The organism is Agrococcus phoenicis (genome assembly GCF_047302415.1).
GTDB lineage: Bacteria > Actinomycetota > Actinomycetes > Actinomycetales > Microbacteriaceae > Agrococcus.
Genome location: NZ_CP154854.1, coordinates 69,868 through 86,312, shown reverse-complemented (window position 1 = coordinate 86,312; position 16,445 = coordinate 69,868). Strand labels below are relative to the sequence as shown.

General features: G+C 72.8%; 19 protein-coding genes. 4 read left to right on the top strand and 15 right to left on the bottom strand.

The genetic code is table 11. The features are described 5' to 3' along the window. Window positions 1–8 precede the first annotated feature (8 nt). The 7 genes from AA0Z99_RS00500 to AA0Z99_RS00470 all read right to left on the bottom strand — a co-directional run bounded on the left by AA0Z99_RS00500 (window position 9) and on the right by AA0Z99_RS00470 (window position 6,371). Window positions 9–1,022 (bottom strand): 1,4-dihydroxy-2-naphthoate polyprenyltransferase, encoded by a 1,014-nt coding sequence (locus tag AA0Z99_RS00500; protein WP_413318445.1) that lies wholly within the window; start codon window positions 1,020–1,022, stop codon window positions 9–11. Between the two features lie 26 nt (window positions 1,023–1,048). Continuing rightward, complete coding sequence (locus AA0Z99_RS00495) at window positions 1,049–2,047, bottom strand: AMP-binding protein (protein ID WP_413318443.1); 999 nt, start codon at window positions 2,045–2,047, stop codon at window positions 1,049–1,051. A gap of 50 nt (window positions 2,048–2,097) precedes the next feature. Further along, on the bottom strand, window positions 2,098–2,997 hold the full coding sequence (locus AA0Z99_RS00490; protein WP_413318441.1) for a 1,4-dihydroxy-2-naphthoyl-CoA synthase: 900 nt from the start codon (window positions 2,995–2,997) through the stop codon (window positions 2,098–2,100). Between the two features lie 67 nt (window positions 2,998–3,064). Continuing rightward, window positions 3,065–4,141, bottom strand: a complete 1,077-nt coding sequence (locus AA0Z99_RS00485) for a hypothetical protein (protein WP_413318439.1) — start codon at window positions 4,139–4,141, stop codon at window positions 3,065–3,067. Between the two features lie 186 nt (window positions 4,142–4,327). Beyond that, window positions 4,328–5,521, bottom strand: coding sequence for a hypothetical protein (locus AA0Z99_RS00480; RefSeq protein ID WP_413318437.1), 1,194 nt, complete (start codon window positions 5,519–5,521; stop codon window positions 4,328–4,330). A 48-nt stretch (window positions 5,522–5,569) separates the two neighbouring features. Beyond that, window positions 5,570–5,983, bottom strand: a complete 414-nt coding sequence (locus tag AA0Z99_RS00475) for a hypothetical protein (protein ID WP_413318435.1) — start codon at window positions 5,981–5,983, stop codon at window positions 5,570–5,572. Window positions 5,984–6,038: 55 nt separating this feature from the next. Then, entirely contained in the window at window positions 6,039–6,371 is a 333-nt protein-coding gene (locus AA0Z99_RS00470) for a hypothetical protein (RefSeq protein WP_413318433.1), read from the bottom strand. Window positions 6,372–6,405: 34 nt separating this feature from the next. On the opposite strand from AA0Z99_RS00470, the gene AA0Z99_RS00465 reads away from it, so the two are divergent. Together AA0Z99_RS00465 and AA0Z99_RS00460 are read left to right on the top strand one after the other, a co-directional pair. Further along, a complete protein-coding gene (locus tag AA0Z99_RS00465) occupies window positions 6,406–7,377 on the top strand; it encodes an o-succinylbenzoate synthase (protein WP_413318431.1) in 972 nt (323 codons plus the stop codon). A gap of 326 nt (window positions 7,378–7,703) precedes the next feature. Beyond that, the gene (locus AA0Z99_RS00460) at window positions 7,704–8,582 is read left to right on the top strand and encodes an endonuclease domain-containing protein (RefSeq protein ID WP_413318429.1); all 879 of its coding nucleotides are present in this window, start codon (window positions 7,704–7,706) and stop codon (window positions 8,580–8,582) included. A gap of 135 nt (window positions 8,583–8,717) precedes the next feature. Here AA0Z99_RS00460 and ccsB read toward each other — a convergent pair whose 3' ends face one another. From ccsB to AA0Z99_RS00435, 5 genes are read right to left on the bottom strand one after another with little or no spacing between them, the layout of a single operon-like run. Then, window positions 8,718–9,614: a c-type cytochrome biogenesis protein CcsB gene (gene ccsB, locus AA0Z99_RS00455; protein WP_413320891.1), complete on the bottom strand. Its 897-nt coding sequence runs from the start codon at window positions 9,612–9,614 to the stop codon at window positions 8,718–8,720. Between the two features lie 47 nt (window positions 9,615–9,661). After that, window positions 9,662–11,296 (bottom strand): cytochrome c biogenesis protein ResB, encoded by a 1,635-nt coding sequence (locus AA0Z99_RS00450; RefSeq protein WP_413318427.1) that lies wholly within the window; start codon window positions 11,294–11,296, stop codon window positions 9,662–9,664. After that, the gene (locus AA0Z99_RS00445; protein ID WP_413318425.1) at window positions 11,280–12,035 is read right to left on the bottom strand and encodes a cytochrome c biogenesis CcdA family protein; all 756 of its coding nucleotides are present in this window, start codon (window positions 12,033–12,035) and stop codon (window positions 11,280–11,282) included. Before AA0Z99_RS00445 ends, AA0Z99_RS00450 begins: the two co-directional genes overlap by 17 nt. After that, entirely contained in the window at window positions 12,032–12,607 is a 576-nt protein-coding gene (locus AA0Z99_RS00440; protein WP_413318423.1) for a TlpA family protein disulfide reductase, read from the bottom strand. Before AA0Z99_RS00440 ends, AA0Z99_RS00445 begins: the two co-directional genes overlap by 4 nt. 20 nt (window positions 12,608–12,627) lie before the next feature. Beyond that, complete coding sequence (locus AA0Z99_RS00435) at window positions 12,628–13,281, bottom strand: histidine phosphatase family protein (protein ID WP_413318421.1); 654 nt, start codon at window positions 13,279–13,281, stop codon at window positions 12,628–12,630. Window positions 13,282–13,392: 111 nt separating this feature from the next. On the opposite strand from AA0Z99_RS00435, the gene AA0Z99_RS00430 reads away from it, so the two are divergent. Together AA0Z99_RS00430 and aspS are read left to right on the top strand one after the other, a co-directional pair. Beyond that, on the top strand, window positions 13,393–13,659 hold the full coding sequence (locus tag AA0Z99_RS00430; protein WP_413318419.1) for a hypothetical protein: 267 nt from the start codon (window positions 13,393–13,395) through the stop codon (window positions 13,657–13,659). 10 nt (window positions 13,660–13,669) lie between these two features. Continuing rightward, window positions 13,670–14,977 carry an aspartate--tRNA(Asn) ligase gene (gene aspS, locus AA0Z99_RS00425; protein WP_413318417.1) on the top strand — a complete coding sequence of 436 codons (1,308 nt, stop codon included), beginning with the start codon at window positions 13,670–13,672 and terminating at the stop codon, window positions 14,975–14,977. A 76-nt stretch (window positions 14,978–15,053) separates the two neighbouring features. On the opposite strand, the gene AA0Z99_RS00420 is transcribed toward aspS, so the two are convergent. The 3 genes from AA0Z99_RS00420 to AA0Z99_RS00410 form a co-directional block, all read right to left on the bottom strand. Then, window positions 15,054–15,302 (bottom strand): glutaredoxin family protein, encoded by a 249-nt coding sequence (locus AA0Z99_RS00420; protein ID WP_413318415.1) that lies wholly within the window; start codon window positions 15,300–15,302, stop codon window positions 15,054–15,056. Between the two features lie 105 nt (window positions 15,303–15,407). Then, the gene (locus AA0Z99_RS00415) at window positions 15,408–15,506 is read right to left on the bottom strand and encodes a 30S ribosomal protein bS22 (RefSeq protein ID WP_021011861.1); all 99 of its coding nucleotides are present in this window, start codon (window positions 15,504–15,506) and stop codon (window positions 15,408–15,410) included. A gap of 148 nt (window positions 15,507–15,654) precedes the next feature. Then, window positions 15,655–16,353, bottom strand: coding sequence for an ArsR/SmtB family transcription factor (locus tag AA0Z99_RS00410; RefSeq protein ID WP_413318412.1), 699 nt, complete (start codon window positions 16,351–16,353; stop codon window positions 15,655–15,657). Between the last annotated feature and the right edge of the window lie 92 nt (window positions 16,354–16,445).

Below are 16,445 nucleotides of genomic sequence, written 5' to 3'. Positions count from 1 at the left end.
ACGGTTCCCTACGGCACGGTGACGAAGCCCGCCGGCCCGCCCCAGATCGCGATCGCGAGGCCGACGCCGTAGAGCAGCGCCGTCATGCCCGTCAGGCCGAGCGCCGTGACGAGGTCGCGCGGCGTGCGCGCGAGCGCGACGATCACCATCGCCGGTCCCGCGAGCAGCAGCACCGCGAAGACCGCGACGCCGTAGGCGAGCGCGTAGGCGAACAGCCAGAGGATGCCGAAGGGCACGAGCATCAGGACGATGTAGAGCGCCTTCGAGGGCCGGCGGCCGATGATGGTCGCGAGGCTGCGCTTGCCGGCGGCGCGGTCGGTGTCGATGTCGCGCAGGTTGTTGCAGAGCATCAGCGCGGCCGAGATGGCGCCGATGGCGATGCCGAGCGCGATCGAATCCTCGGTGACGCGGCCGATGATGGCGTAGGTGGTGCCGATCACGGCGACGGGCCCGAAGAACAGGAACGCCATCAGCTCGCCGAGCGCGAAGTAGCCGTAGGGACGCTTGCCGCCCGTGTAGGTCCAAGCGGCGACGACGCACGCGACCCCGACCAGCAGCAGCCACCAGCGGCCCGAGAGCACGACGACCACGACGCCCGCGAGCGCGCCGGCGGCCAGGAAGGCGATCGCGACGTCGCGCACCGTGCGCGCGTCTGCCTTGCCGGCGCCGACCAGCCGACCCGGGCCGACGCGCACGGCATCCGTGCCCTTCACGCCGTCGGAGTAGTCGTTGGCGAAGTTCACGCCGATCTGCAGGAGGATGGCGAGGGCGAGGCACGCGAGCGCGATGCCGAGGTGGTAGCCCTCCGCGTTGAACGCGCCGGCGGTGCCGAGCGCGACGGGCGCGATCGCCATGCCGAGGGTGCGCGGCCGGGCAGCGGCGATCCAGTCGCGCCAGGTCGCCGGCGACGGCGCCTCGCCGCGCTCCTGCGCGCGCCTCGCCGGGTTGCCGGATCGGGGTCCGGTGGCCGACCGGGCCCTGTCGGCCGATCGGGCCTGCTTGCCTGAGCTCTGCTGCGCCATCCCCTCGATGGTATTCCCCGCGGGCGTCAGCCGAAGAAGCCTCGGCGGCGCTCCTGCGTGCGGCTGGCGACCAGTCGCGCGAGGCGCTTGCGGTCGGGCTTGCCGGATGCGGTGGTCGGCATCACCGACACCGTCACCAGGTGGTTCGGCCGAGCGGGCTTGCCGAGGGCGTTCGCCACCGCCGAGCGGATCTCGGCGAGCGAGGGCTTGAGCGTCGTGACGACCGCCGGCACCTCGCCCCACTCGGGGTGCGGCGCCGAGACCACCACCGCGTCCGGGGCGAACACCTGCACGACGTGCTCGACGGCGGCGAGCGACACCTTGATGCCGCCCGAGTTGATGACGTCGTCGATGCGGCCGGAGACCTGCAGCGTGCCGCCGATCAGCGAGCCGGCGTCGCCCGTCTTGTACCAGCGGGTGCCCATCGCGTCGGTGTGGAAGCGCTGCGCGGTGAGCTCGGCATCCTCGTAGCCGTCGGCGAGCTGCGGGCCGGCGATCTCGACCTGGTCGGTCAGGCGCACCTTCACGTCGCGCAGCGGCCGGCCGTCCCAGACGCAGCCGCCGACCGTCTCGGTCGCCCCGTAGGTGCGGGTGATGCGCCAGCCGAGCCGCGCGGCCCGCTCGATGAGGCCGAGCGGCGCGCGCTGGCCGCCCAGCAGGATGCGGTCGAGCCTCGCGATCGGCCCGATGAACGAGCGATCGAGGGAGGCGGCGTCGACCAGCCGCGCGAGCTGGGTGGGCACGAGCGAGGTGTACTTGCGGTCGTGCTCGAGGCTCTGCACGGCCTCGACGAAGGCCTCGGCAGTGAAGGCGCCGGCGGTCCTCACGAGCGGCGCCCCGCTGACCTCGTTGCGCCAGATGACGTTCAGGCCGGCGATGTAGTGCTCCGGCAGCGCCAGCACCCACTGGCCCGGCGCGCCGAGCCGATCGATGGCAGCGTCGGTCGAGGCGGCGATCGCCTCGTCCGAGAGCACGACGCGCTTCGGGACGCCGCTGGATCCGCTCGTCTCGACGACGACTCCCACGGTGCACCTCCTCTGCGCTGCTGCTGCTGCTCGGTCGTTCGTTCGTTCGTTCAGTAGTGGTACGGGAAGGGCGACCAGTCCGGCTCGCGCTTCTCGAGGAACGAGTCGCGCCCCTCGACCGCCTCGTCGGTGCCGTACGCGAGCCGGGTCGCCTCCCCCGCGAAGACCTGCTGACCGACGAGCCCGTCGTCGACGGCGTTGAAGGCGAACTTCAGCATCCGGATCGCGGTGGGGCTCTTGCCCAGGATCTCGCGCGCCCACTCGATCGCGGTCGACTCGAGCTCCTCGTGCGGCACGGATGCGTTGATCGCACCGGCCTGCAAGGCTCGGTCCGCGCTGTACTCGCGGGCGAGGAAGAACACCTCTCGCGCGAACTTCTGGCCCGTCTGCCTCGCCATGTAGGCACTGCCGTAGCCGGCGTCGAACGAGCCGACATCCGCGTCCGTCTGCTTGAAGCGCGCGTGCTCGCGGCTCGCGATCGTCAGGTCGCAGACGACGTGGAGCGAGTGCCCGCCGCCGGCGGCCCACCCGGGCACGACCGCGATGACGACCTTCGGCATGAAGCGGATCAGGCGCTGCACCTCGAGGATGTGGAGGCGACCCGAGCGGGCGGGGTCGATCGTGCTCGCCGACGCTCCCTCGGCGTAGCGGTACCCGTCACGACCTCGGATGCGCTGGTCGCCGCCGGAGCAGAAGGCCCAGCCGCCGTCCTTCGCGCTCGGTCCGTTGCCGGTCAGCAGCACGACGCCGACGCGGCTGTCCTGCCGGGCGTCGTCGAGCGCCCGGTAGAGCTCGTCGACCGTGTGCGGGCGGAAGGCGTTGCGCACCTCTGGCCGGTCGAACGCGATCCGCGCGATGCGGCCATCGCGGGAGCGATGGACGGTGATGTCGTCGTAGCCGGGCTCCGCGTCGGCCCACTCGGCAGGGTCGAAGAGGGGCGAGATCGTCACGACGCCAGCCTAGCGAGCGCCACGCCGGGGAGGGTGGCGCGTTCGGCCGCGCGGCGGGGGTCGGCGCTCACACCGCTGGGCACGGCTCGGTCGGGGGCTCGAAGCCGCCGATGGGGGTGCACAGCCACTCCGATGCGACGCCGTCGTCGTCGCGCGGGATGCGGATGCCGAGGTCGAACCAGATGCCGCTGTGCTCGCCGCCCACCACCACCTGCGCGCGCAGCTCGAGGAACTGCGGCGCCACGGCCGCGAGGAACGGGGCCCCGGCGCTTCGGATGTCGCCGTCGGGCACCTCGGCGCAGGTGCCGTCGGCGCGGCAACGCTCGGCCACCGCGACCGCGATGCTGCTCGCGCGATCCAGCAGCCCCTCGGCGGGCATCGCCTCGAAGTGCACCTCGCCGCGGGTCGAGGGATCCCCGTCGACCGCGAACGCCTCGCCGCGCGCCTCCAGGAGCGGATCCTCGACCTTGTCGAAGGCGTACACGCCCGGGTGCAGCTGCATCGTCGCGCTGCTCGGCACGGCGATCCCGGCGATCCGCGGCTCGAGGCCGCCGCCGTTCGCGTAGACCGCGACGCCCTCCACGAGGGAGTCGGTGAGCTGCCAGGTGCCGGCAGCCCGCTCGGCGCTCAGCGGGCGCACGACGTCGTCGCCCCCGACCGCGTACGAGACCTCGACCGTCGCCTCGTCGCCGTCGATGTGCACGAGGCGCACCCCGGGGTCGGTGATGCCCTCGGCCGACTGCAGCACCGCATCCGACACCGCGCGGCTCCCGCGGGAGCCGCCGATCATCGCCTCGGCGTCGACGGCGCGCCCCTCGACGATGGCGGTGAGGTACTCCATCGCCGTCGCTCGCAGGCGATCCTCGTCGGCGCCGACGGCCGCGCGCTCGGCGAGCTGGATGCCGCCGGGCAGTAGCGCGCCCACGATCGCGCCGACCACGCCGGCGACGAGCACGTGGCGCCACTCGATGCCGCGGCGCGGGCGACGGGGACGGCCGCGATCGCTGCCGCGGGGCGGTGTCGCGTCGTCGAGCGCGTCGGGGTCGCCCGTGTGCGCCGGGCGCATCGCGGCCGGCTGCTCGAGGGCGGGCAGTGGCGCATCGCCCTCGGGGGGCATCACGAACTCCGGCATCGACGACGGCACCGGCCCATCATCCCGTGCTGCGCTGATCGCGCCGCCGACGCGGCGCGGATCGTTGCAGAACGGATGCGGAGCGCGCGCCTCGGTCGCGGGCCTAGGGCATGGCGGGCGGCTCGAGCTGCGGCCCGACCTCCGTGCCGACCGGGCTCGACCGGGCCGACGCGTGCTGGAGCCCAGCGCCGCGGGGCCTCAGAGCGTGCAGCTGCGCAGCGCCTCCGGCTCCCCCGGCTCCCCGCAGCGCCACTCGATCGGCACGCCGCGCTCGTCGAGGATCGCCCGCAGGCGCACGTCGAACCACTCCGCCTGGACGCCGGGATCAGCGCCGACCGCCGTGATCGACACCATCAGCTCGACCACGCCGGCCGCGGCATCCGCCGCCACCGGGTACGGCTCACCGACCGGCAGCAGGCGCAGCCCGAGCGCCACAGGGCAGCGGGAGCGCTGCTGGCAGTCGGCCACGACGTCGAGCGCCAGCTCGGTGGCATAGTCGCGGACGCGCGGCACCACTCCTGCGGTCACGTACGGCACCGTCGGGGTGCGCGCGTCGCCGTCGACGACGAACCGGTCGCCGCCGGAGAGGAGGAACGCGCCGGAGTGGGCGTCGATCGTGTAGCTGCCGGGGTAGAGCAGCACGGGCGAGCGACCGTCGAGCGGCACGCCCGCCACCTCGACCCGTCCGATCGGCTCGCGGAACCGCACGTCGACCACCTCTGCGAGCGAATCCCGCAGCCGCCACTCGCCCTCGACCAGCGCAGCCTCGAGCGACCGCAGCACATCGGTGCCGCCCACCCGGAACCGCACGTCCACCGAGCCCGACGCGCCGGCGACCTCGACGAGCTGCACCGAGAAGTCGGTGATCGGCTCGGCGGAGGCGAGCACGGCATCCGGAGCGATGCGCCCTCGGCTCGTCACCGGAGCGAGCGCGGTCGCGACCCCGGCGCGACCGGTCGCGATCGCGGTCAGGTAGTCGAGGGCGACACCGCGCAGGCGCTCCGACTGCGCCGTCGCTCCCGCGTCGTCGAGCGCGCGCATCGCGGTCGGGAGGGCGATGCCGAGCAGGGTGCCGACGATGCCGGCGACGAGCAGCTGCCGCCAGCCGAAGTGCCGAGCCGGATGCGCGCTCGGCCGCCGGAGGGTCGGCTGGACGGGCGGCCGGAGCGATCGTGGTGACCAGCGGGATCCGGATGATCCGAGGGGCCGAGGCGCTTCCTCATCGACTGCTGCTGGCGCACGGCGCGCGCTGCGCGACTGCACCGGCTCCGCGTCCTCGGCGGCGGCCATCGGCGCAGGCCGCTCGGCGCGCGCCGCGGGTCGAGCCGCAGCCGCCGCTCCAGGCGGTGTCTCGAACTGCGGCATCTCGAACTCCGGCATCGCCGTCGACACGCCACCATTGTCGCGCCGCCGGGTCGGCGGCGGAAGGTGCGACCTGCGTCAGGCGGGTGCCGACAGCGCCTGGAGGAAGCCCCACCCGAAGGAGCTCGCCGCGGCGAAGAGCACGAGGAGCGCGAGCCCCAGGGCGACGCCGAAGATGCCCGTGCGTCGGCCATCCGTCGTGGTCGCCGCGAGCGCGCCGCTGACCACGCCGGCACAGCCCACGAGCGAGGCGAGGATCACCGTCGTGAGCACGAGCGGGAGCTCGCCCTCCCGCGGCGCGAAGAGGTAGCTGAGCTGCTGCACGAGCGAGACCGTCTGCAGCACGACCGCGAGCGCGAGCAGCCAGAGCGAGAGCGGCCCGAGGCGAGCGCGGCGGCGCTGCGCGGGCGTGGAGCCGGCACCCGCTCGAGCGGAGGGACGGGCGGCATCCCGGTCGGAGCCCGTCTCCGAGCGCAGCAGGTCGTCGATCACGCGACGATCGTATGGAGGCCTCGGCGCGCGCCGGATGAGGCGCGCCCCGGATCCGCTACTGCAGGATGCCGGTCGCGAGCGCGATGATCAGGAAGACCACCGGGTTCGAGATGACGAGCACCCCGCCGGCGATCGCAGCCATCGTGACGTTGGCCGTGCCGCGCTTCACGAGCGCGGTGACCGCGAAGGCCACGGCGAGCAGCGTGATGATGCCCCACACCGGCAGCAGCCAGATGACGAGGCCGTCGAGCTCGACCCACGCGATGCCGAACGACACCAGGAAGCTCGCGCCGCTCAGCGCGGCGCCGACGAGCGCGAGCACGCCCCAGACCGGATTGCGGCGACGCTGCACGGCGCGCGTATCGATCACCCATGGCAGCTCGGTCACGCGTCGATTCTGCCAGGCGTGCGAGCATGGGCGCGTGGACCTCGACCTGGAGCGGCTCGCCGACCGCATGCACGTGGTGTCGCTGCCGCTCGTGACGCGCTTCCGCGGCGTCGAGCACCGCGAGGTGGCGCTGCTGTCGGGGCCGTCCGGCTGGGGCGAGTGGAGCCCGTTCCTCGAGTACGGGCCGGTCGAGGCCGCCCGCTGGCTGCACGCGGCGCTCGAGGATGCCGATGTCGAGCGACCCGCCCTGGTGCGCGAGCGCATCCCGGTGAACGCGACGCTGCCCGCGGTGGCACCGGAGGCCGTCGCCGGGGTGCTCGCGCGCTACGACGGCTGCCGCACGGTGAAGGTCAAGGTCGCCGAGCGCGGCCAGACGCTCGAGGACGACGTCGCGCGGGTCGCCGAGGTGCGGGCGCTGCTGCCGGATGCGCGCATCAGGCTCGACGCGAACGGCGGCTGGAACCTCGACGAGGCAGAGACCGCGATCCGTGCGCTCGAGCGCTTCGACCTGGAGTACGTCGAGCAGCCGTGCGCGACCGTGCCGGAGCTGGTGGAGCTGCGGCTGCGCGTGCACCGCCTCGCCATCCCGATCGCGGCCGACGAGTCGGTGCGCAAGGCGGAGGATCCGCTGCTCGTGGCGCGCGCCGGGGCCGCCGACGTGCTGGTCATCAAGGCGCAGCCGCTCGGCGGCATCCGGGCGGCGCTCGCGATCGTCGCAGAGGCCGGGCTGCCTGCCGTCGTCTCGAGCGCGCTCGACTCCTCGGTCGGGCTCTCGCTCGGGGCAGCGCTGGCGGGGGCGCTGCCGTCGCTGCCCTTCGACTGCGGGCTCGGCACCGGCGCGCTGCTGGAGGCGGATGTCACACCCAGCCCGCTCGTACCCGCGGGCGGCGAGATCGACGCCGCGCGCGTGACGCCCGACCCGGCGCTGCTCGCGGCGCACGCAGCCTCCCCCGAGCGCGTCGATCACTGGCGCACCCGCCTCGCGGCGACGCTGCCCCACCTCTGACGGCTCGACGCGCGACCCGGCGCGCGCCGCGCGCCTTCGACGCCGCCCCGAACCGTCAACCGGTCTCGCGGGCTGCCGACCCGATCATCCGGTCGAGATGCGCTGTCGCCGGTTGGGGCCACACCGCCGGAGCCCGCCCGGCTGCGCGCCGCGATCGTGCGCGCCGCGCGCCTTCGACGCCGCCCCGAACCGTCAACCGGTCTCGCGGGCTGCCGACCCGATCATCCGGCCGGGGTCCGCTGCCGCCGGTTGGCGAGCTCCGGCGCTCTCCACAGGCGCCGCTCGGAGCGGCCCGCGCTTGGCCGCGCCTGCCCGACCCTGCCGCCATGGACTTCCTGGCCTGGCTCAGCGCGATGGGCGGCGTCTGCACGACATCGAGGGCGCTGGAGCTGCTCACGCCGCGCGAGCTGCGAGCGCTCCGGCGCCGAGGCGCGCTCTGGGTGCCGCTGCGCGGCTGGACGGCGCTCGACGGCGTGCGCAACGATGTGACGCGCGCCCTCGACCTCGGCGGCGTCGTGAGCTGCGTGAGCGCGTTCCGTGCGCACGGCCTCTGGACCCCGCATGGCGACCGCGACCTCCACATCCGCGTGCACCGCGAGACCCACAGCGCCAAGCTCGCCAAGGCTGAGGACGCCGACGGCGTCCACGTGCATCGACTGCTGGGGCGCCTCCCGGAGCAACGGCCCTGGGACGGCGTCGACAGCGTCCTGACCTCCCTCGCCGTGGCGACGAGCTGTGTGTCGGCGGCGGACGCGGTGGCTGCGGCCGATGTCGCGCTGCGCCTCGGGAAGCTCCAGCTCGAGGACCTCTCCGAGCTTCGGCAGCAGCTCCCGGAGTCGCGCAGCCGGGTCCTGGCGACCGCGAACGGCCTCGCGGGCTCTGGCACGGAGTCGCTCTTCGCGGCCGTGCTGCGTCGCGCGGGCATCCGCTTCCAGCAGCAGCCGCAGCTGCTCCCTGGCGAGTTCTTCGACTTCCTGATCGGGACGTCGCTCGTCGTGGAGATCGATTCGCTCGCGTGGCATGGCTCGCGCGAGCAGATGGCGAACGACCGCCGACGCGACGCCGAGCTCACCCTGCTCGGCTACCGCGTGATCCGGTTCACGTACGAGCAGGTGCTGCTCGATCCGGAGCGCGTGCTGTCGACCGTGCTCACGCTGGTTCGGCGCGACGTGCACGAGCGCGCGCTGTTCCCGCGGGACGCGTGACCGTCAACCGGCCAGCCGCGTCAGCAAGCGATCGATCCGGTCGACCCCGGCTCTCGCCGGTTGACGGACCACGACCGCCGGGCGCGGTGCCGCGCGACCGTCAGCCCCGACCCGCGCCAGCGGCCGTGCGTCAGCTCAGAGGCCGGAGTAGGCGTGGAGCCCGGCGAAGAACTGGTTGACGATCGTGTAGTTGAAGACGATCGCTCCGAAGCCGATGATCTGCAGCCACGCCGAGCGCGAGCCCCGCCAGCCCCGCGTCGCACGAGCGTGCACGTAGCCCGCGTAGATGACCCAGATCACGAAGGTCCAGACCTCCTTCGTGTCCCAGCCCCAGTAGCGGCCCCAGGCCTGCTCGGCCCAGATCGCGCCGGCGATGAGCGTGAAGGTCCAGAAGATGAAGCCGATCACGCCGACGCGGTAGGCGAGATCCTCGAGCTGCACCGGCGAGGGCAACGAGCGCAGGAACCCGTTGTCGCGTCGCTCCTTGAGCAGCTGCAGCACGCTGAGACCGGTGCCGAGCGCCAGGAAGCCCATCGCGAGCGTCGCGACGAACACGTGGATCACGAGCCACGGCGACTGCAACGCCGGTGGCAGCGGCGTGACGCTGACGTAGAAGTTCACCGTCGCCGCACCGAGGCTGACCGCCGCGAGGCCGCTGATGAAGACGCCCAGGTAGTTGAGGTCCTTCCACAGCCGCGAGAGCACGAAGACACCGACGATCACCGCGACGCCGGTCATGGCGAACTCGTACATGTTCGACCACGGCACGCGCCCGGCGGCGACCCCGCGCAGCACGGCGCCGGCGAGGTGGAGCCCCCAGGCGAGCACGATGAGCGTGAAGCCGATGCGCGCGCCTCGGCCGGCCTTCCCGGCTGCGACGGAAGTGGCGGCGCTGCTCGCGTCGGCGTCGGCCCGCGTCACCGGCGCGCCGGCTCCGACGAGCTCTCGAGCCTCGACCGGCGTCGACTTCGCGGCCGAGCGGCGCGCGACATCCACCGCGTAGGCGATGAACGACAGCACGTAGACGCCCATCGCCGAGTAGATGAGTAGCAGCGAGAAGGAGTCGAGTTCGGCCGGGGTCACGAGTCGATCCTACGCTCGCCCCGGGCGGCGGATGCGGGCGCATCGGGCCCGCCGAGCCGAGCCGCGAGGTCGTCCACGGCCCGGTCGAGCGTGGGGTCCTCCCCGCGCGCCAGGCCAGCGAGCTCGAGCCGGTCGCCGACCGCCTTCACCCACAGTCGGCGCCGAGGGATCAGCAGCGATCCGATCAGCGAGCCGACCAGCACCATCGTGATCCAGAACACCGGCGTCTGCGTATGGTCGACGTGCACGTCGATCACGCCGTAGCGCCGCACATCCTCGAACGTGATCGAGCCGAGCCCGTCGGGCAGCTCGAGCGTCTCCCCCGGCGCCATCGTCAGCGCCTCCGCATCCGCGTCGCCGCCCGCGAGCGGGGTCATCTCGTCGGTGTCGAGCGTGTAGACGGAGCGCGGGATGCCGCCGTCGAGCCCGAGGTCGCCCGTGAAGGCCTGAAGCGACAGCACCGGGTTGGCGAGGTCGGGGTAGGCGGAGGCGAGCGCTCCCGTCTCCAGCGGCACCGCCGTCGGGTAGAAGAAGCCGCGCAGGCCCAACTGCTCCTCGAGGCCGCCGGCCACCTTGATGACGCCCAGGCTCGTCATCATCGGGTCGTCCTGCGCGAGGAAGGGCGTGTACTCGTCGTAGACCACCTCGCCGTCGGCGTCGCGCACCGAGATGCGCGGCGCGTAGCCGTTCGAGATCAGGTAGAGATCCGCGCCCGCGACGCTGAGCGGCTCGTTCACCTTGATCTGCGCCTCGCGGGTCGCGTCTCCCTCGGTCACCGAGACGCTGGCGGTGAAGTCGAGCGGCGCACCGATCGCGTCGGGGTTCGAGGTCTCGTAGACCACGTCGAGGTCGTCGAGCTGCACCGCGAAGGGCGGCAGCGACGCGTCGTCGAACCACTGCCCGGCGCTGAAGGTGTCGTAGCTGGCGAGCGAGTTGGCGAAGCCGCGGCCCTCGACCAGCAGCCGCTGCCCGTTGTACCCGAAGCCAGAGCCGAGGCCCACCACCAGGATCAGCGCGAGCAGCGAGATGTGGAAGAGCAGGTTGCCGGTCTCGCGCAGGTAGCCGCGCTCGGCCGAGACCGAGTCGCCGTAGCGCGCCGTGCGGTAGCCGAGCCTGCGCAGCACGCCGTCGGCGCGGTCGAGGTCGGCTGCGGTGCCCGCCACGGTCTGGAACCCGACGAGGCGGGACAACCGGGCGGGCGTGCGCGGCGGGCGCGCCCGCATCGCCTTCCAGTGGTGGGCGAGGCGCGGGATCACGCATCCGATGAGCGAGGTGAACAGCAGGATGTAGATGGCCGAGAACCACGGGCTGGAGTAGACGTCGTGGAGCGAGAGCGCGTCGTAGAGCCAGATGAGATCCGGGTTGTCGGCGCGCACCTGGATGACGCCGTTCGGGTCGCTCGAGCGCTGCGGCACGAGGCTGCCGGGGATCGCTCCCACCGCGAGCAGCAGCAGCAGCACGATGGCGGTGCGCATCGAGGTGAGCTGGCGCCACCCGAACCGCAGCCAGCCGGTGAGGCCGAGCCTCGGGCCGGATCCGGAGCGCTCGGCGGGCTCCGGCGAGTCGAAGTGATCGCTCGGGCGCAGCGGATCAGAGGAGCGCTCGGGCGCGGGGCTAGATGACGGTGACAACGGAGGCGATCCATCCCTGGAGCGATTGCATGATGGCGTTCCACGCGCCGGTGACCATGAGCAGGCCGATGGCGACCAGCATGGCACCGCCCGCGATGTTCACTGCTCTGATGTGCCGCCGCAGCCACGCCACGGCCCCGCCGGCCCAACCGAGGCCGAGCGCGATGAGCAGGAACGGGATGCCGAGGCCCAGCGCGTAGGCGAGGCCGAGGATCGCGCCCTGGCCGGCGCTGCCGGTGGTGACGGTGAGGGCGCTGATCGCGGCGAGCGTCGGCCCTGAGCACGGCGTCCAGCCGAGGGCGAAGACCACGCCGACGACGGGCGCGGCCCACATGCCGCCGGCCGTCACCTGTTGCGGCTTCCAGACCCGCTGCAGGAACGAGAACTGGCCGACGAAGACGAGGCCCAGGACGATGAGCACGAGCCCGAGGATGCGCACGAGCAGGTCGGCGTGCTGCAGCAGGAAGGAGCTCGCGGCGCCCACCACGGCCGTGCCGAGCACGAACACGAGCGTGAACCCGGCGATGAAGAGCGAGACGCCGGCGATCAGTCGCCCGCGGCCGCCGTCCTTGCCGCCGACGAGCGAGCCGACGAGCCCGAGGTAGCCGGGCACGAGCGGCAGGATGCACGGGCTCGCGAAGGAGACGAGCCCGGCGAGCAGCGCGATGGGCACGGAGACGAGCAGCTGCCCGCTGAGGACCGCGCCCGCGGGGTCGAACGCCGCAGCATCGAGGCTCACCGCTCGAGCTCCTCCCTCAGCAGCGTCGAGAGGATGCTGGTGTCGCTCACCGCGCCGGAGACGCGGGCGGCGACCCGGCCCTCGGCGTCGAGGATGATCGTCGACGGCACCGCGTTCGGCGCGACGATGCCGGTGAAGGCGAGCTGCGCCTGCGCCGACTCGTCGTCGAGGATCGAGGGGTACTCGATGCCGAACTGCTCGTCGAAGGCCGCGGCCTGCGCGGCGCCGTCGCGCACGTTGACGCCGAGGAAGTCGACGCGGTCGCCGTACTCGGCGTGCAGCTCGGCGAGCACGGGTGCCTCGACGCGGCAGGGCGGGCACGCGGCGTACCAGAAGTTGACCAGCGCGACGCCGTCGAGCTCGGCCGAGTCGAAGTCGCCGCCGTCCACGAGCGGGCCGCTGAAGGCCTCGGGCGCGACCCGCTGCTCCGGTGCGAACTCCGTCCAGAGCCCGTCGCCCGCGATGTAGCCGGCGTCGCCGACCTGACCGGCGACGCCGTCGCTCGATGCGCAGCCGGCGAGCGCCAGCCCGGCGGCCAGCGCGACGCAGGCGGCGAGGCGCCTGCGGCGCACCCCGCGTCGCGCGCCCGCGCTCACACTGCCCCCGTGTCGATCGCGTCGACGGCAGCTGCCGGCTCGACGTAGTCGACCTCGATGAAGCGGCCGTCGACGAGCGCGAAGCTCGTGATGGAGGAGAGCTGGCAGCGACGCGAGCGCGGATCGTGCCAGAGGCGCTTGCCGGCCAGGTGCAGGTGCGCCATCCAGATCGGCGACTGGTGGCTGACCATCACGATGTCGCCGTCGTCGTCGGACTCGTCGAGCTCTGCCCAGGCATCCTCCATGGCCGCGCGCACGCGCTGGGCGATGGCCGTGTAGGGCTCGCCCCACGACGGCCGGAAGGGGTTGCGCAGCAGCGGCCACGACGCCGGGTGGGAGAGCGCGCCGCTCGCCTCGAAGGTCTTGCCCTCGAAGGCGTTGGTGGGCTCGATGATGCGGTGCTCGGTGCGCACCTCGAGCCCGAACGCGTCGGCCCACGGCTTGGCCGACTGCTGGGCGCGCTCGAGCGGGCTGGCGGCCAGGCGCACGACCGAGCGCGCGGCGTCGCCGGTCGCGAGGTGCTCTGCGGCGAGCTGCGCCATGCGGTGGCCGCGCTCGGAGAGGAAGTAGCCCGGCAGGCGGCCGTAGAGCACGCCCTCGGGGTTGTGCACCTCGCCGTGGCGCACGAGGTGGAGGCGGCGTGCAGGCATGGGTGCCATCGTACCGGCGCAGGCTATGTGCGCCGGAGGCGACCGCGGCGCCGCGCGCTCAGGGAGCGCACGCGGCCCGCCCCATGCGCCGCCGGCCTCCATACTGGGAGCATGCCCCTGCTCGTGCCCGTGCTCGTCGCGCTCGGCATCGTGCTCGCCGCCGTGATGCTGTGGGTGTGGGCGACGTCGATCGCGCGCGTGCAGCACGGCGGGCGGGTGGCGAGCGCCGCCGGGGCGGCCGCCGCGATCGCCATCGGGCTGATGGTGGCGGATGCGTCGCTCGAGTGGGTGGGCTGGGTGCTGCTCGCGCTGGGCGCGACCGCGCTCGTCGCCGGGTGGATCTGGCTCGCGCGGTGGGGACCGCCCGCGGCTCGGTAGGATCGAGCCTGTGACTCAGCGGACTCTCATCAAGGACCTCGCATCGCTCCCCGACGGCCCCGTGAAGGTGGCGGGCTGGGTCGAGACGGTGCGCGACCAGAAGCGCGTGCAGTTCGTGATCCTGCGCGACGAGTCGGGCTCTGCCCAGCTCGTGAACCCCGTGAACGAGGAGACGGCGGAGACCGCTGCCTCGATCTCGGCCCTCATGCACGGCTCGTTCGTGTCGGTCGAGGGCGACCTCAAGGCTGACGAGCGGGTCAAGCTCGGCGGCCTCGAGGTGAAGGTGCGCGCGCTCACCGTCGAGTCGGTGGCGAAGGACTCCCCGATCGCCGAGGACTCCTCGATCGACAAGCGCCTCGACTGGCGCTTCCTGGACCTGCGTCGCCCCGAGGCGCAGCTGATCTTCCGCGTGCAGACGACGATCGAGCACGCGATGCGCCAGCACTGGGTCGACGAGGGCTTCATCGAGCTGCACACGCCGAAGCTGATGGCCACCGCCTCCGAGTCGCGCGCCGAGCTCTTCGAGGTGCCCTACTTCGACACCACCGCCTACCTGGCGCAGTCGCCGCAGCTCTTCAAGCAGATGGCACAGTCCGCCGGCTTCGGCAAGATCTTCGAGATCGCTCCGGCGTTCCGCGCCGACCCCTCGTTCACGAGCCGGCACTCGACCGAGTTCACCTCCATCGACAGCGAGCTCTCGTGGATCGACTCGCACGAGGATGTGATGCAGCTGCACGAGGCGCTGCTGACGAAGGCGATCACCGCCGTCGTCGAGCGCCACGGCGAGGCCATCCAGCAGCACTTCGACATCGACCTGCAGGTGCCGACGACGCCCTTCCCCCGCATCACGCACGCCGAGGTCAAGGCCATCGTCGAGGCGCGCGGCCACACCATCGAGCGCACGGACGGCGACCTCGACCCCGAGGCCGAGCGGCAGATCTCGCAGCACGTCAAGGATGAGCTGGGTCACGACTTCGTGTTCGTCACCGAGTACCCCTCGAGCGTGCGGCCGTTCTACCACCTGCGCCCCGAGGGCCGCGCCGAGGTCACGAACTCCTACGACCTCATCTACAACGGCGTCGAGATCTCGACCGGCGCGCAGCGCGAGCACCGCGTCGACGTGCTCGAGGCGCAGATCGTCGAGAAGGGCATGGATCCGGCCGAGCTCGAGGAGTACCTCGACTTCTTCCGCTACGGCGTCCCCCCGCACGGCGGCTTCGGCATGGGGCTGGCGCGCGTCGTCATGCTGATGCTGGGCCTCGGCTCGATCCGCGAGACGACCTTCCTCTTCCGCGGCCCGACGCGCCTCACGCCGTAGGCGCATCCGCCTCGCGCGGTCGCCGGGCACGGCAGGATCAGCGCCGACGCGCTGTCGCGCTGCGCTGCGCCGCGCCTCAGCCGAGCCGGGCTCGGATGCGGTCGGCCAGCTTCTCGGGGTCGACCCGCCAGGAGGAGTGCGGGCGGCCGTCGATCAGCACCACCGGGATGTCGTCGGCCCAGCGCTCCTCGAGCGCAGGGTCGTCGAGGATCGAGACCTCGGTCAGCGTGGTGCCGTCGAAGCCGGCGACGACGCGCTCGACCACGGGCCTCGCCTCGTCGCAGAGGTGGCAGCCGGGCTTGGCGATGAGCGTGATCTCGACCATGCCGCAAGCCTAGGCGGCGCGGGATCCGGGGCGTCGCGCGCGCATCACCCCGGGAACGCCGAAGGCCGGGCGCCTGCTTTCGCAGGGCCCGGCCTCTCGAACCGACTACTTGCGGTTGCGGCGCTGGTGGCGCGTCTTGCGAAGCAGCTTGCGGTGCTTCTTCTTCGCCATGCGCTTGCGGCGCTTCTTGACCACAGAACCCATTGAGGTTCCTCACTTCCGTTGGAGATTGCTCGTCGACGCTGCGCGATCGCCTTCGCCGGAGGGCGAGTCGACATCAGCGCATATGAAAACGCTCGGGATAGCGTACCGGAATCCTGCTGCGCGCCGCATGTCGGGGCGAACGGAGCCCTCAGTCGAGCCTGGCGTCGTCGCCCTCGCGAGCCGGATGGTCGCCGCGATCGATGCCGCCGACGCCTCCCGACGGCAGCTCGTCGCGGCCGCGCATCTTCTCGCGCACCCCGTCGATCCGCTGCGACGCGCGCGACTGCATCTCGTGCAGGCGATCCTGCACCTCCTGGATGCGGTCGCGCGCCTCCTGCACCCGGTCCTGCAGGTCGTGCACGCCCTCGGCGGCGCGGCGACCGAGGGACTTCCCCACCGGCGCCGGGTGCTCGACGCTCTCGGTGACGCGCGCGAGCGCGGCCTCGGTGGCGACGCGCGCCTGCTCCGCGGCCTGGCGAGCCTGATCCGCCGCGGCGCGCAGCGGCGCCTGCACGTTGACCCCCGCCCAGGCAGCGAACGCGGCAGCGCCGAGGTTCGCCTCCTCCTGGTCGCTGTCGGCGAAGATGAAGGGCATCAGCCAGTCGTCGACCTCGTCGAACGGGGCGAGCAGGATCGAGTAGTACCGGTGCTGGCCGTCCTCGCGCACGGTCACGAGTCCTGCGTCCCGCAGGGTGCGCAGGTGCTTCGAGACCGTCGGCTGCGGCACGCCCAGCGCGTCGACGATCTGGCTCACGCTCGCCTCGCCCGAAGCGCCGCGGCGGTCGAGGAGCACGCTGAGGATGTCCCGTCGCGTGCTGTCCGCGATCACGCTGAAGATGTCGGCCATGCGCTCAGCATGCCAGCGCGGCGCGGGCGCGACAAACCACGATGCATCGGCGCTCGACGCGACGGGCTACGCTGGGCGCGTTCTGCGCCGAG